The organism is Enterobacter sp. PL_is379 (assembly GCF_055817355.1).
This window is the reverse complement of the sequence record NZ_JBVPGT010000029.1, coordinates 168977-192706: the sequence shown is the minus strand read 5'-3', so window position 1 is coordinate 192706 and position 23730 is coordinate 168977. Positions and strand designations below refer to the sequence as shown.

The window sequence follows — 23730 nt, the reverse complement described above, 5'->3', positions numbered from 1 at the left end:
TGTATGAAGGATTTCATTACCGAAGCATGGCTCAGAGCGAATCATACGCTCAGCGAAGGGGCTGAAATTCATCTCCCCGCTGACGCTCGCCTGACGCCGTCTGCCCGGGAATTACTGGAAAGCCGACATCTGCGCATTAAGTTTATCGACGAGCAGGGCAGCCTGTTTATTGCTAACGAAGACCAGCAGCCGCAGCCGGTGCATGGGTTAACCAGCAGCGATACGCATCCACAGGCCAGCTGCGAACTGTGTCATCAACCGGTGGCGAAGAAACCTGACACGCTGACGCATCTGACGGCGAACAAGATGGTTGCCAAAAGTGATCCGCGCCTGGGATTTCGCGCCGCGCTGGACAGCACCATCGCGCTGGCCGTGTGGTTGCAGATAGAGCTTGGGCAACCGTGGCAGCCGTGGCTTTCGGATATCCGTTCGCGCCTGGGCAACATTATGCGCGCCGATGCGATGGGCGAGCTGCTGGGAGCACAAGCTATCGTCGGCTTAAGTGACGACGATTTACACCGCCTTTCGCATCAGCCGCTGCGCTATCTGGACCACGACCATCTGGTGCCTGAAGCCAGTCACGGACATGATTGCGCGCTGCTTAATCTGCTGCGTACCAAAGTCCGTGAAACGGAGACGGTGGCGGCCCAGGTTTTCATCACCCGTAGTTTTGAAGTCATGCGACCGGACATCATGCAGGCGCTCAACCGCCTTTCCAGTACGGTCTACGTCATGATGATTCTGAGCGTTGCGAAGCACCCGCTGACGGTTAGCCAAATTCAACAGCGACTGGGGGAGAAACCGTGATCATTGAACGTGCTCGTCAACTCTCCCACCGCTCACCTGCACGGGTGGTGTTTCCGGATGCGTTGGATGTTCGGGTACTGAAGGCGGCAAATTATCTGCATCAGCACCGTCTGGCGCGTCCCATTCTCGTCGCCAGTCCGTTTGCGCTGCGCCAGTTTGCTCTCAGCCACCGGGTGGCGATGGATGGCATTCAGGTTATCGATCCGCAAAGCAACCTGCCAATGCGTGAAGAGTTTGCGCTGCGCTGGTTGGCCCGCGCGGGAGATAAAACGCCTGCGGATGCCCGGGAAAAACTCAACGATCCGCTGATGTTCGCCGCGGCAATGGTCAGCGCGGGTAAAGCTGACGTCTGTATTGCGGGTAATCTATCGTCGACGGCAAACGTGCTGCGCGCCGGTTTGCGCATTATTGGGCTACAGCCAGGCTGTAAAACGCTGTCGTCAATTTTCCTGATGCTGCCACAGTATCTCGGGCCGTCATTAGGGTTTGCCGATTGCAGCGTCGTACCGCAGCCCACCGCCGCACAGCTGGCGGATATTGCGATTGCCAGCGCGCAGACATGGCAGGGGATCACGGGGGAAGAGCCGCGCGTGGCCATGCTGTCGTTTTCAAGTAATGGCAGCGCTCGCCATCCCAACGTCGCTAACGTGCAGCAGGCGACGGAGATTGTTCGTGAGCGTGCCCCGCAGCTTATCGTGGATGGCGAACTGCAATTTGATGCCGCCTTTGTTCCGGAAGTCGCCGCGCAAAAAGCGCCCGCCAGTCCGTTAAAGGGCAATGCCAACGTGATGGTTTTCCCGTCGCTGGAGGCAGGCAATATTGGCTACAAAATTGCCCAGCGTTTGGGAGGGTATCGCGCCGTTGGCCCCTTGATTCAGGGGCTTGCCGCACCGCTTCACGACCTCTCTCGCGGCTGTAGCGTACAGGAAATTATCGAACTGGCGTTGGTGGCCGCTGTGCCGCGCCAGACTGACGTGAGTCGTGAAAACGCCTCGCACACACTGGTTGTATAAGGTCCCGTTCTGGACCCCTTTGACTTAAGAGGAAAGCAAAATGGAAGCATTAGGAATGATTGAAACCCGGGGCCTGGTTGCACTGATTGAGGCTTCTGACGCAATGGTTAAAGCGGCACGTGTGAAACTGGTTGGCGTGAAGCAGATCGGTGGCGGTCTGGTCACGGCTATGGTCCGTGGCGACGTAGCGGCATGTAAAGCGGCAACAGACGCAGGTGCTGCGGCTGCACAGCGTATTGGCGAGCTGGTTTCCGTACACGTGATCCCGCGTCCGCATGGCGATCTGGAAGAAGTGTTCCCGATCAGCTTTAAAGGCGACAGCAACGACATGTAAGTCGTCCATGTGACGCCACAAATTTCATTGCTGGCGTCACCCTCTCTCCTTTTCACATTACCTTCTGCGGAGGGTAGGGGGAGGTTTTACCTGAAATATGCCACGGAGGCGCGTATGAAACTGGCAATCGTCACAGGACAAATTGTTTGTACCGTACGCCATCAGGGGCTCGCGCACGACAAGTTGCTGATGGTGGAAATGATTGATGCCCAGGGTAATCCCGACGGCCAGTGTGCTGTTGCTATCGACAGCATCGGAGCGGGAACCGGGGAGTGGGTGCTGCTGGTCAGCGGCAGCTCAGCCCGTCAGGCGCACCGTCACGAATCATCACCTGTCGATCTGTGCGTGATTGGCATCGTCGATGAAGTGGTGGCTGGTGGCCAGGTGATCTTCCATAAATAAGGCAGAAAATCATGAATCAACAGGATATTGAACAGGTCGTGAAAGCGGTGCTGCTGAAAATGAAAGACAGCAGCCAGCCCGTCAGTGCCGTTCAAGAAATGGGCGTTTTTGCCTCCCTGGATGACGCAGTGACGGCAGCAAAACTGGCCCAGCAGGGGTTGAAAAGCGTCGCCATGCGTCAGTTGGCTATCGCGGCTCTTCGCGAGGCGGGCGAAAAGCACGCCAGAGAATTAGCGGAACTTGCCGTCACAGAAACCGGCATGGGACGCGTTGACGATAAATTTGCCAAAAACGTGGCGCAGGCACGCGGTACGCCGGGGGTGGAATGCCTGTCTCCACAGGTCCTGACCGGCGATAACGGCCTGACGCTGATTGAAAATGCGCCGTGGGGCGTGGTGGCCTCGGTGACGCCGTCTACCAACCCTGCCGCAACCGTTATTAACAACGCCATCAGCCTGATTGCCGCTGGCAACAGCGTGGTCTTCGCTCCGCATCCTGCGGCAAAAAAAGTCTCTCAGCGCGCCATTACGCTGCTTAACCAGGCGATTGTTGCCGCAGGCGGCCCGGCAAACCTGCTGGTGACCGTTGCCAATCCGGATATCGAAACCGCCCAGCGCCTGTTCAAGTACCCAGGCATCGGCCTGCTGGTGGTGACCGGCGGTGAAGCCGTAGTGGATGCTGCGCGTAAGCACACCAACAAGCGTCTGATTGCCGCCGGCGCGGGTAACCCGCCGGTGGTGGTGGATGAAACGGCCGACCTGGCCCGCGCGGCGCAGTCGATCGTCAAAGGCGCATCGTTTGATAACAACATCATCTGCGCCGATGAAAAAGTCCTGATCGTCGTGGATAGCGTTGCCGACGAACTGATGCGCCTGATGGAAAGCCAGCATGCGGTGAAACTGACAGCGGCTCAGGCCGAACAGCTGCAACCTGTGCTGCTGAAAAATATCGATGAGCGCGGTAAAGGCACGGTCAGTCGTGACTGGGTAGGCCGCGATGCAGGAAAAATCGCGGCGACGATTGGTCTGACCGTACCAGAGCAAACGCGGCTGTTATTCGTCGAAACCTCAGCGACGCATCCGTTTGCCGTCACCGAATTGATGATGCCGGTGCTGCCTGTCGTGCGGGTCGCCAGCGTCGATGAGGCCATTGAACTGGCGGTCAAGCTTGAAGGCGGCTGTCACCATACGGCGGCGATGCATTCGCGCAATATCGACAACATGAACCGCATGGCAAACGCCATTGATACCAGCATTTTCGTCAAGAACGGACCTTGTATTGCGGGGCTTGGGCTCGGCGGTGAAGGCTGGACCACGATGACCATTACCACACCAACCGGGGAAGGGGTGACCAGCGCGCGCACGTTTGTGCGTCTGCGTCGCTGTGTGTTGGTGGACGCCTTCAGAATTGTATAAGGAGTAAAAGGGATGGCGCACGACGAACAGCGTTGGCTGACACCCAGGCTGCTAAAAGCGGCAGCGCTATGTAACCAGACGCCTGCTGCGAGCGATTCACCGCTGTGGCTGGGCGTTGATTTGGGAACGTGTGATGTGGTGTCGATGGTTGTCGACAGTGACGGACAGCCGGTTGCGGTTTGCCTGGACTGGGCCGATGTCGTGCGCGATGGCATCGTCTGGGATTTCTTCGGCGCGGTGACCCTCGTTCGTCGCCATCTCGATACGCTCGAACAACAGCTGGGTTGCCGCTTTACCCATGCGGCAACCTCGTTTCCACCGGGAACGGACCGGCGCATTTCGATCAACGTGCTGGAGTCTGCCGGACTTGAAGTGAGTCATGTGCTCGACGAACCGACCGCGGTGGCGGACCTGTTGCAGCTCGATAACGCTGGCGTGGTGGATATCGGGGGCGGTACCACCGGGATTGCCATTGTTAAACAAGGCAAAGTGATCTATTCCGCCGATGAAGCGACCGGCGGGCATCATATTTCCCTGACCCTCGCCGGGAACCGTCGCATCCAGTTGGAGGAAGCCGAGCAGTACAAGCGCAGCAATGGCAAAGAAATCTGGCCAGTGGTTAAGCCGGTCTACGAAAAGATGGCGGAAATCGTGGCTCACCATATAGCCGGACAGGGCGTCGCTGACTTGTGGCTGGCCGGTGGCTCCTGTATGCAGCCGGGCGTTGATGAACTGTTCCGTAAGCGTTTCCCGAAGCTGCAGGTGCATTTACCCCAGCACAGCCTGTTTATGACTCCGCTGGCGATTGCAAATAGCGGAAAAGAAAAAGCGGAAGGAATCTATGCAAGCTGAATTGCAGACCGCGCTCTTTCAGGCATTCGATACCCTGAATCTGCAACGCGTAAAAACGTTTAGCGTTCCACCGGTTACGTTATGTGGACTGGGAGCGCTGAGTACCTGTGGGCAGGAAGCAAAAGCGCGCGGACTGACGCATATGTTCGTCATGGTTGATCGTTTCCTGCATCAGGCGGGGATGACCGCTGCACTGGAGCGCAGCCTGGCGATGAAAGGCGTGGCGATGACGCTGTGGCCATGTCCGGCGGGCGAACCGTGCATTACGGACGTCTGCGCGGCGGTCGCGCAATTGCGTGAATCTAAGTGCGATAGCGTTGTGGCCTTCGGCGGCGGTTCCGTACTGGATGCCGCAAAGGCAGTCGCGTTGCTGGTGACCAACCCCACGCAGACGCTGGCTGACATGACGGAGCACAGCGTGTTGCGTGCGCGTCTGCCGCTGATTGCGGTGCCAACTACCGCCGGAACGGGCTCAGAAACCACTAACGTCACGGTAATTATCGACGCCGCGACAGGACTTAAACAAGTGCTGGCCCACGCAATGCTGATGCCGGATGTGGCGATCCTTGACGCCGCGCTGACGGAAGGTGTGCCCGCACACGTCACGGCGATGACCGGGATCGATGCGCTGACGCACGCCGTTGAAGCATATAGCGCGCTGAACGCGACGCCGTTTACCGACAGCCTGGCGATTGGCGCGATTGCGATGATCGGTAAATCGCTGCCGAAGGCCGTCGGCTACGGTCAGGATCTGGCGGCGCGGGAAAGCATGCTGCTGGCGTCCTGCATGGCGGGAATGGCGTTTTCAAGCGCGGGACTGGGCTTGTGTCATGCGATGGCGCACCAGCCGGGCGCTGCGCTGCATATCCCGCACGGACAGGCTAACGCCATGCTGCTGCCCACGGTAATGGGGTTCAACCGCATGGTGTGTCGTGAGCGCTTCAGCCATATCGGACGGGCGTTAACTAACAAGAAGTCGGACGATCGCGATGCCATCAACGCCGTCAGCGAGTTGATTAGTGAAGTGGGCCAGACAAAACGACTCTCTGACGTTGGGGCAAAGCCCGAGCATTACAGCGCATGGGCGCATGCCGCGCTGGAGGATATTTGTATTCGCAGTAACCCACGCACCGCCACGCAGGCCGACATTATCGCGTTGTATGCGACGGCACAATAAATACACATATGACAGGGAGTGAAGGTTATGGGAATTAACGAAATCATCATGTACATCATGATGTTCTTTATGCTGATTGCCGCCGTGGACAGGATCCTGTCGCAGTTCGGCGGTTCGGCGCGCTTCCTCGGTAAGTTCGGTAAGAGTATTGAGGGTTCGGGCGGCCAGTTTGAAGAAGGTTTCATGGCGATGGGCGCGCTGGGCCTGGCAATGGTCGGTATGACCGCGCTGGCACCCGTACTGGCGCATGTGCTTGGGCCGGTGATTATTCCGCTGTACGAAATGCTGGGCGCAAACCCGTCGATGTTTGCCGGAACGCTGCTGGCGTGCGATATGGGCGGCTTCTTCCTGGCGAAAGAACTGGCGGGCGGCGACGTTGCGGCGTGGCTGTACTCTGGCCTGATCCTCGGAGCGATGATGGGGCCGACGCTGGTCTTCTCCATTCCGGTTGCGCTGGGAATTATTGAACCGTCTGATCGTCGTTATCTGGCGCTGGGCGTGCTGGCCGGTATTGTCACCATTCCAGTTGGCTGTATTGCGGGTGGTTTGGTCGCGATGTACTCCGGCGTCGAAATCAATGGTCAGCCGGTAGAGTTCACTTTTGCGCTGATCCTGATGAACATGATCCCGGTGCTGATCGTGGCCGTGCTGGTGGCGCTGGGATTGAAATTCATCCCGGAAAAAATGATCAACGGCTTCCAGATCTTCGCGAAATTCCTTGTGGCGCTGATCACCCTCGGTCTGGCGGCTGCGGTGATCAAATTCCTGCTCGGCTGGGAGCTGATTCCGGGTCTTGATCCTATCTTCATGGCACCGGGAGACAGGCCGGGTGAAGTGATGCGCGCCATCGAAGTTATCGGTTCTATCTCCTGTGTGCTGCTGGGTGCCTACCCGATGGTGCTGCTGTTGACCCGCTGGTTTGAAAAACCGCTGATGAGCGTCGGCAACCTGTTAAACGTTAATAACATTGCGGCTGCGGGGATGGTCGCGACGCTGGCGAACAACATCCCGATGTTCGGCATGATGAAGAATATGGATACCCGCGGCAAAGTGATCAACTGCGCCTTTGCGGTCTCTGCGGCCTTTGCTCTGGGGGACCACTTAGGCTTCGCCGCTGCCAACATGAACGCGATGATCTTCCCAATGATTGTCGGCAAGTTGATCGGCGGTGTGACGGCGATTGGCGTGGCTATGCTGTTAGTACCGAAAGACGAAGATGTTCCGGCACCAGCAGACACTCATCCGGAGGCGCAATCGTGAATATTCGCCAGCTACTCAGCGTCGGTATCGATATCGGCACCACCACCACTCAGGTGATCTTCTCGCGCCTTGAGCTGGTCAACCGTGCGGCAGTGTCGCAGGTGCCGCGCTACGAATTCATCAAACGCGAAATTAGCTGGCAAAGCCCGGTGTTCTTTACCCCGGTTGATAAACAGGGCGGGTTGAAAGAGGCCGAACTTAAGGCGCTGATCCTCGCCCAGTATCAGGCGGCGGGCATCAAGCCTGAGGTCGTCGATTCCGGTGCGATCATCATTACCGGAGAAAGCGCCAAAACCCGCAACGCACGACCCGCAGTGATGGCGCTCTCCCAGTCGCTGGGGGGCTTTGTGGTTGCCAGCGCCGGCCCGCATCTGGAATCGGTGATTGCCGGTCAAGGCGCGGGAGTGCAAACCCTGTCCGAGCAAAAAATGTGCCGGGTACTGAATATCGACATCGGCGGCGGGACGTCGAACTACGTCCTGTTCGATGCCGGAAAGGTCAGCGGTTCGGCCTGCCTGAACGTTGGAGGAAGGCTTCTGGAAACGGACGGTCAGGGGCGAGTGGTGCATGCGCATCAACCGGGGCAGATGATTGTTGATGACGTATTTGGTCCGGGCTTTGACGCCCGAGCCCTCAATGCGGCGCAGCTTGTTCAGGTGGCCCGACGGATGGCGGCGCTGATTGTGGAGGTAATTGACGGCACGCTTTCACCGCTGGCGCAGGCGATGATGCAAACCGGTTTACTGCCTGCGGGTGTGAAACCGGATGTGATTACGCTTTCAGGGGGAGTGGGCGAATGCTACCGCAACCAACCTGCCGATCCGTTCTGTTTTTCCGATATCGGGCCGCTCCTCGCCACGGCGCTGCATGAACATCCGCGTCTGCGTGAGATGAACGTGCAGTTCCCGGCGCAGACCGTGCGTGCCACGGTGATTGGTGCCGGTGCACATACGCTGTCGCTTTCGGGCAGCACTATCTGGCTGGAAGGCGTGGCGCTTCCGCTGCGCAATCTGCCGGTGGCGATTCCGGTTGATGAGGCTGATCTGGTTGCCGCCTGGCAGCAAGCGCTGATGCAACTCGATCTGGATCCGCAAACGGACGCCTACGTGCTGGCGCTGCCCGGTTCGCTGCCGGTGCGCTACGCCGCGCTATTAACGGTGATTGATGCGCTGCTGGCCTTTGTCGCGCGCTATCCGAATCCGCATCCCCTGCTGGTGGTAGCCGAGCAGGATTTTGGTAAAGCCCTGGGCATGCTGTTACGCCCACAGTTACAGCAACACCCGCTGGCGGTCATCGATGAGGTGGTTGTCCGGGCGGGGGACTATATCGACATTGGTACGCCTCTTTTTGGCGGATCGGTTGTGCCGGTGACGGTGAAATCACTCGCATTTCCTTCCTGAGGGAACGACTTATGAAACTAAAGACCACATTGTTCGGCAATGTTTATCAGTTTAAGGATGTGAAAGAGGTGCTGGCAAAAGCCAACGAACTGCGTTCGGGGGATGTGCTGGCAGGGGTAGCTGCAACCAGTTCGCAGGAGCGCGTGGCGGCCAAGCAGGTGCTGTCAGAAATGACGGTGGCGGATATCCGCAATAACCCGGTGATTTCCTATGAAGAGGACTGCGTCACGCGTCTGATTCAGGATGACGTCAACGAAACGGCCTATAACCGCATCAAAAACTGGAGCATCAGCGAACTGCGCGAGTACGTGCTGAGCGATGAAACCTCCGTTGATGACATTGCGTTTACGCGTAAAGGGTTAACGTCGGAAGTGGTCGCCGCGGTAGCTAAAATCTGCTCTAACGCGGACCTGATCTACGGCGGTAAGAAAATGCCGGTTATCAAAAAGGCCAACACCACTATTGGTCTTCCTGGCACTTTCAGCTGCCGTTTACAGCCGAACGACACCCGTGATGACGTGCAGAGTATTGCGGCACAAATCTACGAGGGACTCTCCTTCGGTGCGGGCGATGCGGTAATTGGCGTAAACCCGGTAACGGATGATGTGGAAAACTTAAGCCGCGTACTGGATACCGTGTACGGCGTTATCGATAAATTCAACATCCCGACCCAGGGCTGCGTACTGGCACACGTTACCACCCAGATCGAAGCGATCCGTCGCGGCGCGCCGGGCGGGCTGATTTTCCAGAGTATCTGCGGCAGCGAGAAAGGCTTAAAAGAGTTCGGCGTTGAGCTGGCCATGCTGGATGAAGCACGCGCAGTGGGCGCGGAGTTCAACCGCATCGCCGGTGAAAACTGCCTGTACTTCGAAACCGGACAAGGGTCTGCGCTCTCCGCAGGCGCTAACTTCGGTGCCGATCAGGTGACGATGGAAGCGCGTAACTACGGGCTGGCGCGTCACTACGATCCGTTTCTGGTGAACACCGTGGTGGGCTTTATCGGGCCGGAGTATCTGTACAACGATCGTCAGATTATTCGCGCGGGTCTGGAAGATCACTTTATGGGCAAGCTGAGTGGCATCTCAATGGGCTGCGACTGCTGCTACACCAACCATGCTGATGCTGACCAGAACCTCAACGAAAACCTGATGGTTCTGCTCGCCACCGCTGGCTGCAACTACATCATGGGCATGCCGCTCGGTGACGACATCATGCTCAACTATCAGACCACCGCCTTTCACGATACCGCCACCGTCCGTCAGTTGCTGAATTTACGGCCGTCGCCGGAGTTTGAACGCTGGCTGGAAACCATGGGCATTATGGCAAACGGTCGCCTGACCAAACGGGCGGGCGATCCGTCACTGTTCTTCTGATGACGCGGGGATGACACACGATGGATCAAAAACAGATTGAAGAAATTGTACGCAGCGTTATGGCGTCAATGGGAGAGTCACAGCCGCAGGCGCAAGCGTCGTCACCTGAAGAGAAATGTAGCACCGCGCAGGGTGCTGCACCAACGGGTGAAAGCTGTGCAATGGATTTAGGCTCAGCCGAGGCCAAAGCATGGATTGGCGTTGAGAACCCGCATCGCGCAGAGGTATTGACCGAGCTGCGCCGCAGCACCGCCGCGCGTGTATGTACCGGCCGTGCCGGTCCACGCCCGCGCACTCAGGCGCTGCTGCGTTTCCTGGCCGATCACTCGCGTTCAAAAGACACGGTGTTGAAAGAAGTGCCCGAAGAGTGGGTAAAAGCCCAGGGGCTGCTGGAAGTACGCTCGGAAATCAGTGACAAAAACCTGTACCTGACGCGCCCGGATCTGGGGCGTCGTCTGAGTGCGGAAGCCATTGAAGCGCTGAAATCACAGTGTGTAATGAACCCGGATGTGCAGGTGATTATCTCTGATGGCCTGTCTACCGACGCCATCACCGCCAACTACGAAGAGATCCTGCCGCCGCTGTTGTCGGGCTTAAAACAGGCCGGATTGAAGGTTGGGACACCGTTCTTTGTTCGCTATGGTCGCGTGAAAATCGAAGATCAGATCGGCGAACTGCTTGGTGCGAAAGCGGTGATCCTGCTGGTTGGGGAACGTCCGGGCCTTGGCCAGTCTGAAAGCCTTTCCTGCTATGCCGTCTATTCGCCGCGCGTGGCGACGACCGTTGAAGCTGACCGTACCTGTATCTCGAATATTCATCAGGGCGGTACGCCACCGGTTGAAGCGGCGGCGGTGATTGTGGATTTGGCCAGGCGCATGCTGGAGCAAAAAGCATCCGGCATCAATATGACCCGTTAAGGAGGCATCATGCCAGCATTAGATTTGATTAGACCTTCAGTCACCGCAATGCGCGTGATTGCCTCGGTAAATGACGGTTTTGCCCGTGAACTTAAATTACCGCCACATATACGTAGCCTTGGACTCATCACAGCAGATTCTGATGACGTGGCGTATATTGCCGCAGACGAAGCGACAAAACAGGCAATGGTCGAAGTGGTTTATGGCCGCTCGCTATATGCCGGCGCGGCGCACAGCCCCTCTCCAACCTCGGGCGAAGTGCTGATTATGCTCGGAGGGCCAAACCCGGCCGAAGTTCGCGCAGGTCTGGACGCGATGGTGGCCAATATTGAAAGCGGTGCGGCGTTCCAGTGGGCAAATGACGCAGAAGATACCGCTTTCCTGGCGCATGTGGTTTCGCGTACCGGGTCGTATCTCTCGGCGACCGCAGGATGCCGACCTGGCGATCCGATGGCGTATCTGGTGGCGCCGCCGCTGGAGGCGACGTTGGGTATTGATGCTGCGCTGAAATCTGCCGATGTGCAGATTGTCACCTATGTGCCGCCACCGTCAGAAACCAACTATTCGGCCGCGTTTTTGACCGGTAGCCAGGCCGCCTGTAAAGCCGCCTGTAACGCCTTTGCCGATGCCGTGCTGGATATTGCCCGTAATCCAGTCCAGCGCGCGTAAGAGAGGTAGTGATGATCAATGCACTGGGATTACTGGAAGTGGATGGCATGGTGGCTGCCGTCGACGCGGCAGATGCCATGTTGAAAGCCGCTAACGTGCGTCTGCTGAGCCACGAAGTGCTCGATCCTGGCCGGCTGACGCTGGTGGTGGAAGGCGATCTGGCTGCGTGCCGCGCAGCACTGGATGCCGGCAGCGCTGCCGCAGCGCGTACAGGCCGTGTTATCAGCCGTAAGGAAATAGGCCGGCCGGACGATGACACCCAGTGGCTGATCGGCGGTTTTACGCGCCAGCCGAAGAAACCAGAACAGAAGCCAGAAGTGAAAACAGAGGTAAATCCGCAGAAGACGCAGGATGCCCCGTTGACGTCTGAATCCTCTGAGCAACTTCTGGCGCTGTTGACATCGGTCCGTCAAGGAATGACGGCAGGAGAAGTGGCTGCCCACTTTGGCTGGTCACTTGATGAAGCCAGAAAGGCGCTGGAACAGCTCTTTTCTCACGGAGCGTTGCGTAAACGCAGTAGTCGCTATCGCTTAAAAAATTAATCTGTCGGAGGGCCGGGGGCTTCGTGGAGGCTTCCGGCTTAAAAGATCATGAAAAAGACCCGAACTGCAAACCTGCACCATCTTTATCATGAAGCATTACCCGAAGACGTTAAACTTACGCCGAAAGTGGAGGTGGACAACGTTCATCAGCGGCGAACAACGGATGTGTATGAGCATGCGCTGACGATTACCGCCTGGCAGCAAATCTACGACCAGCTGCATCCGGGAAAATTTCATGGCGAGTTCACGGAAATCCTGCTCGACGATATTCAGGTGTTCCGTGAATACACCGGACTGGCGCTGCGTCAGTCATGTCTTGTCTGGCCGAACTCGTTCTGGTTTGGTATTCCGGCCACGCGCTGCGAACAGGGATTTATTGGCACCCAGTGTCTGGGTAACGCTGAAATTGCCACCCGCCCGGGCGGGACGGAGTTTGAACTGAGTACGCCGGATGATTACACCATTCTGGGCGTCGTCATTTCTGAAGAGGCCATTGCCCGTCAGGCCAACTTCCTGCATAACCCGGAAAGGGTGATGCATATGCTGCGTAACCAGTCGGCGCTGGAAGTGAAAGAACAACACAAAGCTGCTCTATGGGGCTTTGTGCAGCAGGCGCTGGCGACATTTAGCGAGAATCCGGTAAACCTCCATCAACCTGCGGTACGCAAAGTGCTGGGCGATAACCTGCTGCTGGCGATGGGCACAATGCTGGAAGAAGCGCAGCCGATAATCACGGCCGAGAGTATCAGCCATCAGAGCTATCGTCGCCTGCTGTCGCGTGCGCGCGAATATGTGCTGGAAAATATGTCAGAGCCGCTGACCGTACTTGACCTGTGTAATCAGTTACACGTCAGCCGTCGGACGCTGCAAAACGCCTTTCATACGATACTCGGAATTGGTCCGAATGCCTGGTTAAAACGTATTCGTCTGAACGCCGTGCGTCGCGAGCTGATAAGCCCGTGGTCGCAAAGCGTGACGGTAAAAGACGCCGCCATGCAGTGGGGATTCTGGCATCTGGGGCAGTTTGCCACTGACTATCAGCAATTGTTTGCGGAGAAACCGTCGTTGACGCTGCATCAGCGTATGCGCCAGTGGGCGTGATGACATTATTGTGCCGGATACGACGCTTTGCGCCTTATCCAGCCTGCGGGGCGGTGCCTCAGTCATTGCAGGCCTGATAAGGCGCTAGCCGTCATCAGGTCAGGTAAACTACACCCAGTCGCGGATCTGAATAAACTCGCTAAGGGCGGCTTCCGGGCTGTTCGCTTCCGGCTGCCAGTCATATTCCCAGCGCACCAGCGGCGGCATCGACATTAAAATCGACTCCGTGCGCCCGCCGGTCTGCAGGCCGAACAGCGTCCCGCGATCCCACACCAGATTAAATTCCACGTAGCGCCCCCGACGGTAGAGCTGGAACTCACGTTCGCGCACGCCATAGTTGGTGTTTTTACGGCGTTCGACAATCGGCAGGTACGCGTCGGTATAGCCTTCACCCACCGCGCGCATAAAGCTGAACGCAGTATCAAAATCCGGCGTGTTGAGATCGTCAAAGAACAGCCCGCCGATGCCGCGCTGCTCGTCGCGGTGCTTCAGGTAAAAGTAGTCGTCGCACCACTTTTTAAATTTCGGGTAGACGTCTTCGCCAAACGGCAGGCAAAGATCCCGCGCGGTGGTGTGCCAGTGCACGGCATCCTCTTCGAAGCCGTAATAGGGCGTTAAGTCGAAACCGCCGCCGAACCACCAGACCGGGTCGGCGCCCGTTTTTTCCGCAATGAAAAAGCGCACGTTGGCGTGGCTGGTCGGCACAAACGGGTTGTGCGGATGCACCACCAGCGAGACGCCCATTGCCTCAAAGCTGCGGCCTGCGAGCTCGGGACGATGTGCCGTCGCAGATGCAGGCATGGCGTCGCCGTGAACGTGGGAAAAATTCACGCCCGCCTGTTCGAAGATGCCGCCGTTTCGCAGCACGCGGCTGCGCCCGCCGCCTCCGGCCTCGCGCTGCCAGGTATCTTCCTGAAATTCACCGCCGTCTGCGGCGGCCAGTTTCTGGCAGATCTCATCCTGCAGCTGCAGCAGGAAGATTTTGACCAGTTGAGCATCGGGTTTCATTAACGTTTCCTGGAGTGCGCTTTTTGGTTATCGAACCAGTTAAAGTAACTGATAATGCCGGAGGCGATGGCGTTGGCGATCTTCTGACGAAACGCCGTGGTGCCGAGGAGTCGCTCCTCTTCCGGGTTGGTAATGAAGGAGGTTTCCACCAGCACGGACGGGATGGACGGTGATTTCAGGACCACGAACGCCGCCTGCTCGGTGCCTTTACTGTGCAGACGATGCACTGGCTTAATCTTCTTCAGAATATGCGAGCCGAGCGTCAGGCTGTTTTTGATCGTATCCGTCTGCACGAGGTCGAACAGCACCTGCTGTAGCAGGTGGTCTTTGTCGGTGGCTTTCTTCCCGGCGACTTCATCCGCCCGGTTTTCGCGGTCGGAGAGGTATTTCGCCATGGCGCTACTGGCGCCACGGTTGGAAAGCGCAAACACCGAGGCACCGGCCGCAGAAGGGTTGGTAAAGCCGTCGGCGTGGATCGACATAAACAGATCCGCCCCGTGCTGGTGGGCGATCTCTACGCGGTCATACAGCGGAATAAAGGTATCGCCAGAACGCGTCAGACGGGCGTCAATGCCGTTACTGCGTAAAATTGCGCGCACATTTTTTGCAATTGCCAGCACGACGTGTTTTTCTTTCGACCCGTTTTTGCCGATGGCGCCGGTATCAATGCCGCCGTGCCCTGGGTCGAGCATCACCAGACGCTTCGCGCCCGGCTTTTTGGCTTTTGGTTTGCTGTGTCCGTTACTGGTTTTGAGCGTGCTCTCGTCTTTCGCCTGAGCCTGCTTTGCAATGCCCGTTAACGTTAAGGCCGCCAGCCCCGCTTTGAGAACCTGACGACGCGATGTGAGTGCTTTTAATGGTTTGAATGTGCTCATGCGGCCTGAATACTAAAAAATGGGGTCCTGGTGTTATATCGTATCGTGTTTCCCGTTACGACAGTCCATATTGAGAATTGTTTTACTTTTCATTTCAATACGTGACAAAGTGACATTATGCCAAATTTTGGCGAGATTTTCCCCGGTTATTGGCTAAAGGCGTGCTTCGCGCCATAATCACTGTTTTTAAACCCGAAAAGGCGGTTAATACCATGGAGATACGCGTTTTTCGCCAGGAAGATTTCGAAGAGGTGATCACCCTTTGGGAGCGCTGCGATCTGCTGCGTCCGTGGAACGATCCGGAAATGGATATCGAACGTAAGGTGAATCACGACGTCAGTCTGTTTCTGGTCGCGGAAGTTAATGGCGAGGTTGTGGGGACGGTAATGGGCGGTTACGACGGCCACCGCGGCTCGGCCTATTATCTGGGCGTTCACCCGGAATACCGTGGCCGCGGCATTGCCAATGCGCTGCTGAACCGACTCGAGAAGAAGCTGATCGCCCGCGGCTGCCCAAAGATCCAGATCATGGTGCGGGAAGATAACGACGTCGTGCTGGGCATGTATGAGCGTCTGGGCTACGAGCACGCTGACGTGCTGACTCTGGGCAAGCGTCTGATCGAAGATGAAGAGTACTGAGATCCATCCGGCTGACTATGACGCGCAGGGCCGCGTCAGGCTGCCCTTTTTATTCTGGTGCGTTCTGCTGCTCCAGGCCCGGACCTGGGTGCTGTTTGTGATGGCCGCCGCGTCGCGCGGGCAGGGCGACACGCTGCTGAATCTCTTTTATCCCGATCACGACGCCTTCTGGCTCGGACTACTGCCGGGCGTACCGGCGGTGGTGGCGTTTTTGTGCAGCGGCCGGCGGCAGGCGATCCCGCGTATGTGGCGCGCGCTTCGCGGGCTGCTGATCCTTGCCCAGATTGCGCTGCTCCTCTGGCAGCCGGTACTCTGGTGGTACGGTGAACCGCTGACGGGCATCGGTATTGCGCTGGTGGTTGCCGATATTGTGGCGCTGCTGTGGCTGCTGACGAATCCGCGTCTTCGCGCCTGTTTTGCGCCTCAGGATGATTAATCCGGCACTTTTTGCCGATGTCGCACTCCAACAAGCGTTGATTTAATTAGAAAGGACGTTTCAATGAAATCGCTGCGTTTACTTTTATGCGCTCTCCCGCTGGCGTTGACCGGCTGTTCGACGCTCTCCTCTATTAACTGGTCCGCCGCGTATCCGTGGAACTGGTTTGGCTCAGCAACGGAAGTGACCGAGCAGGGCGTGGGGAAAATTACCGCCGCGACGGCGCTGGATCAGAATGCTATTCAGGATGCGCTCAGCAGCGATTACCGCCTGCGCAGCGGCATGAAAACGGAGAATGGCAATATTGTTCGCTATTACGAAGCGCTGAAGGGCGACAAGCTGGCGCTGGTGATCAACGGTGACAAAGGCACGGTAAACCGAATTGCGGTGATGGATGAAGATATTCCGACCGCTAGCGGCGTGAAGGTAGGGACCCCGTTTAGCGATCTTTATAAGCAGGCTTTTGGCAATTGCACCAGCTTGCCGTCTGACGACAAGGTCGCGGTGGAATGTAAGGCGGAAGGCAGCCAGCACATCAGCTATGTCTTCACCGGAACCTGGAGCGGACCGGAAGGACTGATGCCGTCTGACGACACGCTCAAGAGCTGGAAAGTGAGCAAAATACTCTGGAAGCAGTAATTTGCGCCTGAACAAACCGCCTCGCTGAAATCCGGGTATAATACCCGCCATCAATGCCACGCTGACGTGGCATCTTTATTTCAGGAGGAGCGATGTCTCAGGTTCAGAGTGGCATTTTGCCAGAACATTGCCGCGCGGCGATTTGGATTGAAGCCAATGTTAAAGGGGACGTGGATGCCCTGCGTGCGGCCAGTAAAGCGTTTGTTGATAAGCTGGCCACCTTCCAGGCCAAATTCCCGGAAGCCCACCTCGGCGCCGTTGTTGCCTTTGGCAATAACGTCTGGCGTCAGCTGAGCGGTGGCGAAGGGGCGGAAGAGCTGAAAGACTTCATCCCTTATGGCAAAGGTCTGGCACCTGCGACCCAATATGACGTGCTGATCCACATTCTCTCCCTGCGTCACGACGTGAACTTTTCCGTTGCCCAGGCCGCTGTGGCGGCCTTTGGCGACAGCATTGAAGTGCAGGAAGAGGTTCACGGCTTCCGCTGGGTGGAAGAGCGCGATCTGAGCGGCTTCGTCGACGGGACGGAAAACCCGGCGGGTGAAGAGGTTCGTCGCGACGTGGCGGTGATTAAAGACGGCGTGGACGCGGGCGGCAGCTACGTGTTCGTTCAGCGCTGGGAGCACAACCTCAAGCAGCTTAACCGCATGAGCGTGCACGACCAGGAGATGATGATTGGTCGTACTAAAGAAGCCAACGAAGAGATCGACGGCGATGACCGTCCGGTCACCTCGCACCTGACCCGCGTTGACCTCAAGGAAGACGGTAAAGGACTGAAGATTGTCCGCCAGAGCCTGCCGTACGGTACCGCAAGCGGCACGCACGGCCTCTACTTCTGCGCCTACTGCGCGCGCCTGTATAACATTGAGCAGCAGCTGCTGAGCATGTTCGGCGATACCGACGGTAAGCGCGACGCCATGCTGCGCTTCACCAAACCGGTGACCGGCGGCTACTACTTTGCTCCGTCCGTTGAGCGTCTGCTGGCGCTGTAATAGCCTTTCTCCCTCTCCCTGTGGGAGAGGGCTGGGGTGAGGGCATCAGGCCGCACCCCTTATTCCCTTTTCTGCTTCTAAATCACCAAACGGTATATAAAACCGTTACTCCTTTCATCCCCGTTATAAATATTATGACTATAAGATAGTCATCACATTTATAAGGGTGCGCAATGGCCGTTACTGTACTAAAAAAAGGAACTCTGGCGCTGGCAGGTTTACTGCTGGTGGCACAGGCGCAGGCGACTGAACTGTTAAACAGTTCGTATGACGTCTCCCGCGAGCTGTTTGCCGCCCTTAACCCACCGTTCGAACAGCAGTGGGCGAAAGACAATAACGGCGATAAGCTGACCATCAAGCAGTCCCACGCCGGGTCGTCCAAGCAGGCGCTGGCGATTTTGCAGGGCCTGAAAGCGGATGTGGTGACCTACAACCAGGTCACTGACGTGCAGATCCTGCACGACAAAGGCAAGCTGCTTCCGGCCGACTGGCAGAGCCGTCTGCCGAACAACAGCTCGCCGTTCTACTCCACCATGGGCTTCCTGGTCCGTAAGGGCAACCCGAAGAATATCCACGACTGGAGCGACCTGGTCCGTTCCGACGTGAAGCTGATTTTCCCGAACCCAAAAACTTCCGGTAACGCGCGTTATACCTATTTAGCCGCGTGGGGCGCGGCGGACAAGGCTGACGGTAACGATAAAGCCAAAACCGAGCAGTTCATGACCCAGTTCCTGAAAAATGTCGAAGTGTTTGATACCGGCGGCCGTGGGGCGACCACGACTTTCGCAGAACGCGGTCTCGGCGATGTGCTGATCAGCTTCGAGTCGGAAGTGAACAACATCCGCAAACAGTACGAAGCGCAGGGCTTCGAGGTGGTTATCCCGAAAACCAACATTCTGGCCGAATTCCCGGTCGCATGGGTGGATAAAAACGTGCAGGCAAACGGTACCGAGAAAGCGGCAAAAGCCTATCTCAACTACCTGTACAGCCCTCAGGCGCAGACCATCATTACCGATTACTACTACCGCGTGAACAACCCGGACGTAATGAACAAACTGAAAGATAAATTCCCGCAGACCGCGCTGTTCCGCGTGGAAGATCATTTTGGCTCCTGGCCTGATGTGATGAAAACGCATTTTGCCAGCGGCGGTGAGTTAGACAAACTGCTGGCGGCGGGGCATAAGTAATGTTTGCAGTTTCGACAAAACGCGTGCTGCCGGGCTTTACCTTAAGCCTCGGGACCAGCCTGCTGTTCGTCTGCCTGATCCTGCTGTTGCCGCTCAGCGCGCTGGTGATGCAGCTTGCGCAGATGAGCTGGGCGCAGTACTGGGACGTGGTCACCAACCCGCAGGTGGTGGCGGCCTATAAGGTGACGCTGCTGTCGGCGTTTGTCGCCTCCATTTTTAACGGCGTGTTTGGCCTGCTGATGGCGTGGATTTTAACCCGCTATCGCTTCCCGGGCCGTACGCTGCTTGACGCCCTGATGGATCTGCCGTTTGCGCTGCCGACGGCGGTGGCGGGCTTAACCCTCGCGTCGCTCTTCTCCGTGAACGGGCTGTACGGCGAGTGGCTGGCGAAATTTGACATCAAGGTGACCTATACCTGGCTCGGTATCGCGGTGGCGATGGCCTTTACCAGCATCCCGTTTGTGGTCCGTACCGTGCAGCCGGTGCTGGAAGAGCTGGGTCCGGAATACGAAGAAGCGGCGGAAACGCTGGGCGCCACTCGCTGGCAGAGCTTCCGCAAGGTGGTGCTGCCGGAGCTCTCTCCGGCGCTGATGGCGGGCGTCGCGCTGTCGTTTACCCGCAGCCTTGGTGAGTTCGGCGCGGTGATTTTTATCGCCGGGAACATCGCCTGGAAAACAGAAGTGACCTCGCTGATGATTTTCATCCGTTTGCAGGAGTTTGATTATCCGGCGGCGAGCGCAATTGCCTCGGTGATCCTCGCAGCCTCGCTGCTGCTGCTGTACTCAATTAACACTCTGCAAAGTCGCTTTGGTCGACGTGTGGTAGGTCACTGATGGCGGAAGTTACGCAATTGAAGCGATACGATGCACCCCGCATCAACTGGGGTAAATGGTTTCTGATTGGGGCGGGCGTGCTGGTTTCCGCCCTCATTCTCGTCGTGCCGACGGTTTATATCTTCGTTCAGGCGTTCAGCAAGGGGCTGATGCCCGCGCTGGAAAACCTGGCAGACCCGGATATGCTGCATGCTATCTGGTTGACCGTAATGATTGCGTTGATCACCGTGCCGGTGAACCTCGTGTTCGGGACTCTGCTGGCCTGGCTGGTAACGCGCTTTAACTTCCCGGGACGTCAGCTGCTGCTTACCCTGCTGGATATTCCGTTTGCCGTGTCGCCGGTGGTGGCGGGCCTGGTATACCTGCTCTTTTACGGCTCCAACGGCCCGCTGGGCGGCTGGCTGGATGCGAATAACCTGCAGATCATGTTCGCCTGGCCAGGCATGGTGCTGGTTACCATCTTCGTGACCTGTCCATTTGTGGTGCGCGAGCTGGTGCCGGTGATGTTAAGCCAGGGCAGCAACGAAGACGAAGCGGCGGTGCTGCTGGGGGCTTCGGGCTGGCAGATGTTCCGCCGCGTGACGCTGCCGAACATTCGCTGGGCGCTGCTTTACGGCGTGGTGCTGACCAACGCCCGCGCGATTGGTGAGTTCGGTGCCGTTTCCGTTGTTTCCGGTTCCATTCGCGGTGAAACCCTGTCGCTACCGCTACAGATTGAACTGCTGCAGCAGGACTACAACACCATCGGCGCGTTTACTGCCGCAGCGTTGCTGACGCTGATGGCCATTTTGACCCTGTTTTTGAAGAGTGTGGTGCAGTGGCGTTTAGAAAATCAGGAAAAACGTCAGCATCAGGAGGGAAATCATGAGCATTGAGATTGCCAATATTAAGAAGTCTTTTGGTCGCACCCAGGTGCTGAATGATATCTCGCTGGATATCCCTTCCGGACAAATGGTGGCGCTGCTGGGGCCGTCTGGCTCGGGTAAAACTACGCTGCTGCGTATTATCGCCGGGCTTGAGCATCAGACCAGCGGGCATATCCGCTTTCACGGCACCGACGTGAGCCGCCTGCATGCCCGCGATCGTAAAGTAGGTTTTGTGTTCCAGCATTACGCGCTGTTCCGCCACATGACCGTGTTCGACAACATCGCGTTTGGCCTGACCGTGCTGCCGCGTCGCGAGCGCCCGGATGCAGCAACCATTAAGGCGAAGGTGACCAAACTGCTGGAGATGGTGCAGCTGGCTCATCTGGCGGATCGTTTCCCGGCCCAGCTGTCCGGCGGGCAGAAACAGCGCGTGGCGCTGGCGCGTGCGCTGGCCGTTGAGCCGCAAATTCTGCTGCTGGATGAACCTTTCGGCGCGCTGGATGCACAGGTGCGTAAAGAGCTGCGCCGCTGGCTGCGTCAGCTCCATGAAGAGCTGAAATTCACCAGCGTCTTCGTGACCCACGACCAGGAAGAGGCGATGGAAGTCGCGGATCGCGTGGTGGTCATGAGCCAGGGCAACATTGAGCAGGTTGACGAGCCGGAACAGCTCTGGCGCGAACCGGCGACCCGCTTCGTGCTGGAGTTTATGGGCGAGGTAAACCGTCTTCAGGGTACTATTCGCGGTGGGCAGTTCCACGTTGGCGCGCACCGCTGGCCGCTGGGCTATACCTCCGCGCATCAGGGACCGGTCGATCTGTTCCTGCGTCCGTGGGAAGTGGACGTGAGCCGCCGAACCAGCCTGGATTCACCGCTGCCGGTGCAGGTGCTGGAAGCTAGCCCTAAAGGTCACTACACCCAATTGGTGGTACAGCCCCTGGGCTGGTATACCGAGCCGCTGACTGTGGTCATGCGCGACGACGTGCCGCCGCACCGGGGAGAGCGCCTGTTTGTCGGTCTGCAGCACGCCCGTATCTATCACGGCAAGGAGCGCATCGAGACGCGCGAGGATATTGCTCTCGCGGAGTCAGCCTGATAGGTTATTAGGATGTTTATCGCCCGGTGGCGCTGCGCTTACCGGGCCTACAGTTATCACTGTGTCTTGTAGGCCGGGATCGCTGCGCGCGCCCGGCTTTTTTATTGAGTAAAAAACGTGAATACACTCGAAAACACCATCGGCAACACGCCTCTGGTCAAGCTTCAGCGCATGGGGCCAGACAACGGCAGCGAAATCTGGGTCAAACTCGAAGGCAATAACCCGGCGGGGTCGGTGAAAGACCGCGCGGCGCTGTCGATGATTGTCCAGGCCGAAAAGCGCGGCGAGATTAAGCCGGGCGACGTGCTGATTGAAGCCACCAGCGGGAACACGGGTATCGCGCTGGCGATGATTGCGGCGCTGAAAGGCTATCGCATGAAGCTGCTGATGCCGGACAACATGAGCCAGGAGCGCCGCGCCGCGATGCGTGCCTACGGAGCCGAGCTGATTCTGGTGACCAAAGAGCAGGGGATGGAAGGCGCGCGCGACCTGGCGTTAGAAATGGCCGAGCGCGGCGAAGGTAAACTGCTCGATCAGTTTAATAATCCGGACAACCCGTACGCGCACTACACCACCACCGGCCCGGAAATCTGGCGGCAAACCGACGGCCGTATCACCCATTTTGTCTCCAGCATGGGTACCACCGGCACCATTACCGGGGTATCGCGTTTTCTGCGCGAGCAGGATAAAGCCGTCACCATTGTCGGCCTGCAGCCGGAAGAGGGGAGCAGCATTCCGGGCATTCGCCGCTGGCCTGCGGAGTATATGCCCGGCATCTTTAATGCGCAGCTTGTGGACCAGGTGCTGGATCTTCACCAGCGCGAGGCGGAAAATACCATGCGTGAGCTGGCCGTGCGCGAAGGCATCTTCTGCGGCGTCAGCTCGGGCGGCGCGGTAGCGGGTGCGATTCGGGTAGCAAAGGCAAATCCGGGCGCGGTGGTGGTGGCGATTATTTGCGATCGCGGCGATCGCTATCTGTCTACCGGCGTCTTTGGTGAAGAGAGTTATTCGCAGGGGGCGGGGATTTAAGCGTCATGGAGATGATTCTATTCCGGGATAATACCCGGGCGCAGCAAACCGATATTGTCGCCGTGCAGTCGCAGGTGGTTTACGGCAGCGTGGGGAACAGCATTGCGGTACCGAATATTCGAACCCACAGGCTGAACGTTACCGCCGTGCCGACGGTACTGTTTAGCAACACGCCGCACTACGACACATTTTATGGTGGAGTGATCCCCGACGAGTGGTTCAGCGGCTACCTTAAGGCGCTGGAAGAGCGCGAGATCCTGCGCGAGCTTAAAGCAGTCACCACCGGCTATATGGGCAGTGCCAGCCAGATCGTCCTGCTGGCGCAGTGGCTGAAGGCGGTCAAAGCGCAGCATCCTGACCTGCTGGTGCTGGTCGACCCGGTTATCGGCGATATCGACAGCGGAATGTACGTGAAGCCCGAGATCCCCGAAGCGTATCGGGAGCACCTGCTGCCGCTGGCGCAGGGGATCACGCCAAACGTCTATGAACTGGAAGTGTTAAGCGGCAAACCGTGCCGCACGCCGGAAAGCGCCATCGCGGCGGCACAGGGACTGCTCTCTGACAGCCTGAAGTGGGTGGCGATCACCAGCGCGCCGGTCGCTGACGACCCGCAGAACATCCACGTGGTGCTGGTGACGAATGAAGGCGTGACCATCAGCGCGCATCCGCGGGTAGAAACCGATCTGAAAGGGACGGGCGACCTGTTCTGTTCAGAACTGGTGAGCGGCATTGTTGAGGGGAAAACCGTTGCCGATGCCATTCGCATGGCCGGCGATCGGGTGACGGACGTGATGCTTTATACCCAGTCGAAAGGTTACGACGAGCTTATCCTCCCCGCATAAACAAAAATGGCGCCCGAAGGCGCCATTTTT

At 57.8% G+C, this 23730-nt stretch carries 26 protein-coding genes; 24 read left to right on the top strand and 2 right to left on the bottom strand.

The features are described 5' to 3' along the window. Positions 1-3 precede the first annotated feature (3 nt). The 14 genes from eutT (at position 4) to eutR (ending at position 13262) form a co-directional block, all read left to right on the top strand. Positions 4-807, top strand: a complete 804-nt coding sequence (gene eutT, locus AC0TOY_RS13450) for an ethanolamine utilization cob(I)yrinic acid a,c-diamide adenosyltransferase EutT (RefSeq protein ID WP_473721942.1) — start codon at positions 4-6, stop codon at positions 805-807. After that, on the top strand, positions 804-1820 hold the full coding sequence (gene pta / locus AC0TOY_RS13445; RefSeq protein ID WP_024907591.1) for a phosphate acetyltransferase: 1017 nt from the start codon (positions 804-806) through the stop codon (positions 1818-1820). Before eutT ends, pta begins: the two co-directional genes overlap by 4 nt. A gap of 40 nt (positions 1821-1860) precedes the next feature. After that, positions 1861-2154, top strand: coding sequence for an ethanolamine utilization microcompartment protein EutM (gene eutM / locus AC0TOY_RS13440; protein ID WP_003835054.1), 294 nt, complete (start codon positions 1861-1863; stop codon positions 2152-2154). A 114-nt stretch (positions 2155-2268) separates the two neighbouring features. After that, a complete protein-coding gene (gene eutN / locus AC0TOY_RS13435; protein ID WP_024907592.1) occupies positions 2269-2556 on the top strand; it encodes an ethanolamine utilization microcompartment protein EutN in 288 nt (95 codons plus the stop codon). An 11-nt stretch (positions 2557-2567) separates the two neighbouring features. Beyond that, on the top strand, positions 2568-3971 hold the full coding sequence (locus tag AC0TOY_RS13430; RefSeq protein ID WP_024907593.1) for an aldehyde dehydrogenase family protein: 1404 nt from the start codon (positions 2568-2570) through the stop codon (positions 3969-3971). Positions 3972-3983: 12 nt separating this feature from the next. Continuing rightward, entirely contained in the window at positions 3984-4823 is an 840-nt protein-coding gene (gene eutJ, locus AC0TOY_RS13425; protein WP_267217627.1) for an ethanolamine utilization protein EutJ, read from the top strand. Then, the gene (eutG, locus tag AC0TOY_RS13420; protein ID WP_032646727.1) at positions 4813-6000 is read left to right on the top strand and encodes an ethanolamine utilization ethanol dehydrogenase EutG; all 1188 of its coding nucleotides are present in this window, start codon (positions 4813-4815) and stop codon (positions 5998-6000) included. Before eutJ ends, eutG begins: the two co-directional genes overlap by 11 nt. A gap of 27 nt (positions 6001-6027) precedes the next feature. After that, positions 6028-7260 carry an ethanolamine utilization protein EutH gene (gene eutH / locus AC0TOY_RS13415; RefSeq protein ID WP_032646725.1) on the top strand — a complete coding sequence of 411 codons (1233 nt, stop codon included), beginning with the start codon at positions 6028-6030 and terminating at the stop codon, positions 7258-7260. Then, positions 7257-8660, top strand: a complete 1404-nt coding sequence (eutA, locus tag AC0TOY_RS13410; RefSeq protein WP_473721941.1) for an ethanolamine ammonia-lyase reactivating factor EutA — start codon at positions 7257-7259, stop codon at positions 8658-8660. The genes eutH and eutA overlap by 4 nt, the downstream gene beginning before the upstream one ends. Positions 8661-8671: 11 nt before the next feature. Next, positions 8672-10033, top strand: coding sequence for an ethanolamine ammonia-lyase subunit alpha (gene eutB / locus AC0TOY_RS13405; RefSeq protein ID WP_208763136.1), 1362 nt, complete (start codon positions 8672-8674; stop codon positions 10031-10033). 20 nt (positions 10034-10053) lie between these two features. Continuing rightward, complete coding sequence (eutC, locus tag AC0TOY_RS13400; protein WP_290093577.1) at positions 10054-10950, top strand: ethanolamine ammonia-lyase subunit EutC; 897 nt, start codon at positions 10054-10056, stop codon at positions 10948-10950. A gap of 9 nt (positions 10951-10959) precedes the next feature. Next, complete coding sequence (eutL, locus tag AC0TOY_RS13395) at positions 10960-11619, top strand: ethanolamine utilization microcompartment protein EutL (protein ID WP_024907599.1); 660 nt, start codon at positions 10960-10962, stop codon at positions 11617-11619. Positions 11620-11630: 11 nt separating this feature from the next. Further along, positions 11631-12161 carry an ethanolamine utilization microcompartment protein EutK gene (eutK, locus tag AC0TOY_RS13390; protein ID WP_473721940.1) on the top strand — a complete coding sequence of 177 codons (531 nt, stop codon included), beginning with the start codon at positions 11631-11633 and terminating at the stop codon, positions 12159-12161. Positions 12162-12209: 48 nt separating this feature from the next. Next, positions 12210-13262 (top strand): HTH-type transcriptional regulator EutR, encoded by a 1053-nt coding sequence (gene eutR / locus AC0TOY_RS13385; protein WP_024907601.1) that lies wholly within the window; start codon positions 12210-12212, stop codon positions 13260-13262. Positions 13263-13370: 108 nt separating this feature from the next. Here the strand turns inward: eutR and hemF are convergent, their stop codons facing one another. Both hemF and amiA read right to left on the bottom strand, forming a co-directional pair. Next, positions 13371-14270, bottom strand: coding sequence for an oxygen-dependent coproporphyrinogen oxidase (gene hemF / locus AC0TOY_RS13380; RefSeq protein WP_473721939.1), 900 nt, complete (start codon positions 14268-14270; stop codon positions 13371-13373). Further along, a complete protein-coding gene (gene amiA, locus AC0TOY_RS13375; protein ID WP_024907603.1) occupies positions 14270-15145 on the bottom strand; it encodes an N-acetylmuramoyl-L-alanine amidase AmiA in 876 nt (291 codons plus the stop codon). The genes hemF and amiA overlap by 1 nt, the downstream gene beginning before the upstream one ends. A gap of 212 nt (positions 15146-15357) precedes the next feature. Here amiA and AC0TOY_RS13370 point away from each other — a divergent pair, with 212 nt between their 5' ends. The 10 genes from AC0TOY_RS13370 (at position 15358) to pdxK (ending at position 23700) form a co-directional block, all read left to right on the top strand. Further along, positions 15358-15783, top strand: a complete 426-nt coding sequence (locus AC0TOY_RS13370; protein ID WP_024907604.1) for a GNAT family acetyltransferase — start codon at positions 15358-15360, stop codon at positions 15781-15783. Then, positions 15770-16219, top strand: a complete 450-nt coding sequence (locus AC0TOY_RS13365; RefSeq protein WP_148770401.1) for a DUF2919 domain-containing protein — start codon at positions 15770-15772, stop codon at positions 16217-16219. The genes AC0TOY_RS13370 and AC0TOY_RS13365 overlap by 14 nt, the downstream gene beginning before the upstream one ends. 63 nt (positions 16220-16282) lie before the next feature. Next, positions 16283-16858: an RpoE-regulated lipoprotein gene (locus AC0TOY_RS13360; protein WP_048989355.1), complete on the top strand. Its 576-nt coding sequence runs from the start codon at positions 16283-16285 to the stop codon at positions 16856-16858. 92 nt (positions 16859-16950) lie between these two features. After that, entirely contained in the window at positions 16951-17850 is a 900-nt protein-coding gene (locus AC0TOY_RS13355; protein ID WP_023332959.1) for a Dyp-type peroxidase, read from the top strand. 173 nt (positions 17851-18023) lie between these two features. Beyond that, positions 18024-19037 carry a sulfate ABC transporter substrate-binding protein gene (locus AC0TOY_RS13350; RefSeq protein ID WP_032646709.1) on the top strand — a complete coding sequence of 338 codons (1014 nt, stop codon included), beginning with the start codon at positions 18024-18026 and terminating at the stop codon, positions 19035-19037. After that, positions 19037-19870, top strand: coding sequence for a sulfate/thiosulfate ABC transporter permease CysT (gene cysT, locus AC0TOY_RS13345; RefSeq protein ID WP_004123378.1), 834 nt, complete (start codon positions 19037-19039; stop codon positions 19868-19870). Before AC0TOY_RS13350 ends, cysT begins: the two co-directional genes overlap by 1 nt. Next, entirely contained in the window at positions 19870-20745 is an 876-nt protein-coding gene (cysW, locus tag AC0TOY_RS13340; protein ID WP_370883419.1) for a sulfate/thiosulfate ABC transporter permease CysW, read from the top strand. Before cysT ends, cysW begins: the two co-directional genes overlap by 1 nt. Further along, the gene (gene cysA, locus AC0TOY_RS13335; protein ID WP_008501607.1) at positions 20735-21829 is read left to right on the top strand and encodes a sulfate/thiosulfate ABC transporter ATP-binding protein CysA; all 1095 of its coding nucleotides are present in this window, start codon (positions 20735-20737) and stop codon (positions 21827-21829) included. The genes cysW and cysA overlap by 11 nt, the downstream gene beginning before the upstream one ends. A gap of 117 nt (positions 21830-21946) precedes the next feature. Beyond that, complete coding sequence (gene cysM, locus AC0TOY_RS13330; protein ID WP_407858849.1) at positions 21947-22858, top strand: cysteine synthase CysM; 912 nt, start codon at positions 21947-21949, stop codon at positions 22856-22858. 5 nt (positions 22859-22863) lie between these two features. Beyond that, positions 22864-23700 carry a pyridoxine/pyridoxal/pyridoxamine kinase gene (gene pdxK / locus AC0TOY_RS13325; protein ID WP_048989362.1) on the top strand — a complete coding sequence of 279 codons (837 nt, stop codon included), beginning with the start codon at positions 22864-22866 and terminating at the stop codon, positions 23698-23700. The last annotated feature ends 30 nt before the right edge of the window (positions 23701-23730 follow it).

What these genes read in the sequence shown, in the direction of transcription:
- eutT (WP_473721942.1), top strand. Translation starts at nt 4, where the DNA reads ATGAAGGATTTCATTACCGAAGCATGGCTCAGAGCGAATCATACGCTC.
- eutM (WP_003835054.1), top strand. Translation starts at nt 1,861, where the DNA reads ATGGAAGCATTAGGAATGATTGAAACCCGGGGCCTGGTTGCACTGATT.
- eutN (WP_024907592.1), top strand. Translation starts at nt 2,269, where the DNA reads ATGAAACTGGCAATCGTCACAGGACAAATTGTTTGTACCGTACGCCAT.
- AC0TOY_RS13430 (WP_024907593.1), top strand. Translation starts at nt 2,568, where the DNA reads ATGAATCAACAGGATATTGAACAGGTCGTGAAAGCGGTGCTGCTGAAA.
- eutJ (WP_267217627.1), top strand. Translation starts at nt 3,984, where the DNA reads ATGGCGCACGACGAACAGCGTTGGCTGACACCCAGGCTGCTAAAAGCG.
- eutG (WP_032646727.1), top strand. Translation starts at nt 4,813, where the DNA reads ATGCAAGCTGAATTGCAGACCGCGCTCTTTCAGGCATTCGATACCCTG.
- eutH (WP_032646725.1), top strand. Translation starts at nt 6,028, where the DNA reads ATGGGAATTAACGAAATCATCATGTACATCATGATGTTCTTTATGCTG.
- eutB (WP_208763136.1), top strand. Translation starts at nt 8,672, where the DNA reads ATGAAACTAAAGACCACATTGTTCGGCAATGTTTATCAGTTTAAGGAT.
- eutC (WP_290093577.1), top strand. Translation starts at nt 10,054, where the DNA reads ATGGATCAAAAACAGATTGAAGAAATTGTACGCAGCGTTATGGCGTCA.
- eutL (WP_024907599.1), top strand. Translation starts at nt 10,960, where the DNA reads ATGCCAGCATTAGATTTGATTAGACCTTCAGTCACCGCAATGCGCGTG.
- eutK (WP_473721940.1), top strand. Translation starts at nt 11,631, where the DNA reads ATGATCAATGCACTGGGATTACTGGAAGTGGATGGCATGGTGGCTGCC.
- eutR (WP_024907601.1), top strand. Translation starts at nt 12,210, where the DNA reads ATGAAAAAGACCCGAACTGCAAACCTGCACCATCTTTATCATGAAGCA.
- hemF (WP_473721939.1), bottom strand. Translation starts at nt 14,270, where the DNA reads ATGAAACCCGATGCTCAACTGGTCAAAATCTTCCTGCTGCAGCTGCAG.
- amiA (WP_024907603.1), bottom strand. Translation starts at nt 15,145, where the DNA reads ATGAGCACATTCAAACCATTAAAAGCACTCACATCGCGTCGTCAGGTT.
- AC0TOY_RS13370 (WP_024907604.1), top strand. Translation starts at nt 15,358, where the DNA reads ATGGAGATACGCGTTTTTCGCCAGGAAGATTTCGAAGAGGTGATCACC.
- AC0TOY_RS13365 (WP_148770401.1), top strand. Translation starts at nt 15,770, where the DNA reads ATGAAGAGTACTGAGATCCATCCGGCTGACTATGACGCGCAGGGCCGC.
- AC0TOY_RS13360 (WP_048989355.1), top strand. Translation starts at nt 16,283, where the DNA reads ATGAAATCGCTGCGTTTACTTTTATGCGCTCTCCCGCTGGCGTTGACC.
- AC0TOY_RS13355 (WP_023332959.1), top strand. Translation starts at nt 16,951, where the DNA reads ATGTCTCAGGTTCAGAGTGGCATTTTGCCAGAACATTGCCGCGCGGCG.
- AC0TOY_RS13350 (WP_032646709.1), top strand. Translation starts at nt 18,024, where the DNA reads ATGGCCGTTACTGTACTAAAAAAAGGAACTCTGGCGCTGGCAGGTTTA.
- cysT (WP_004123378.1), top strand. Translation starts at nt 19,037, where the DNA reads ATGTTTGCAGTTTCGACAAAACGCGTGCTGCCGGGCTTTACCTTAAGC.
- cysW (WP_370883419.1), top strand. Translation starts at nt 19,870, where the DNA reads ATGGCGGAAGTTACGCAATTGAAGCGATACGATGCACCCCGCATCAAC.
- cysA (WP_008501607.1), top strand. Translation starts at nt 20,735, where the DNA reads ATGAGCATTGAGATTGCCAATATTAAGAAGTCTTTTGGTCGCACCCAG.
- pdxK (WP_048989362.1), top strand. Translation starts at nt 22,864, where the DNA reads ATGGAGATGATTCTATTCCGGGATAATACCCGGGCGCAGCAAACCGAT.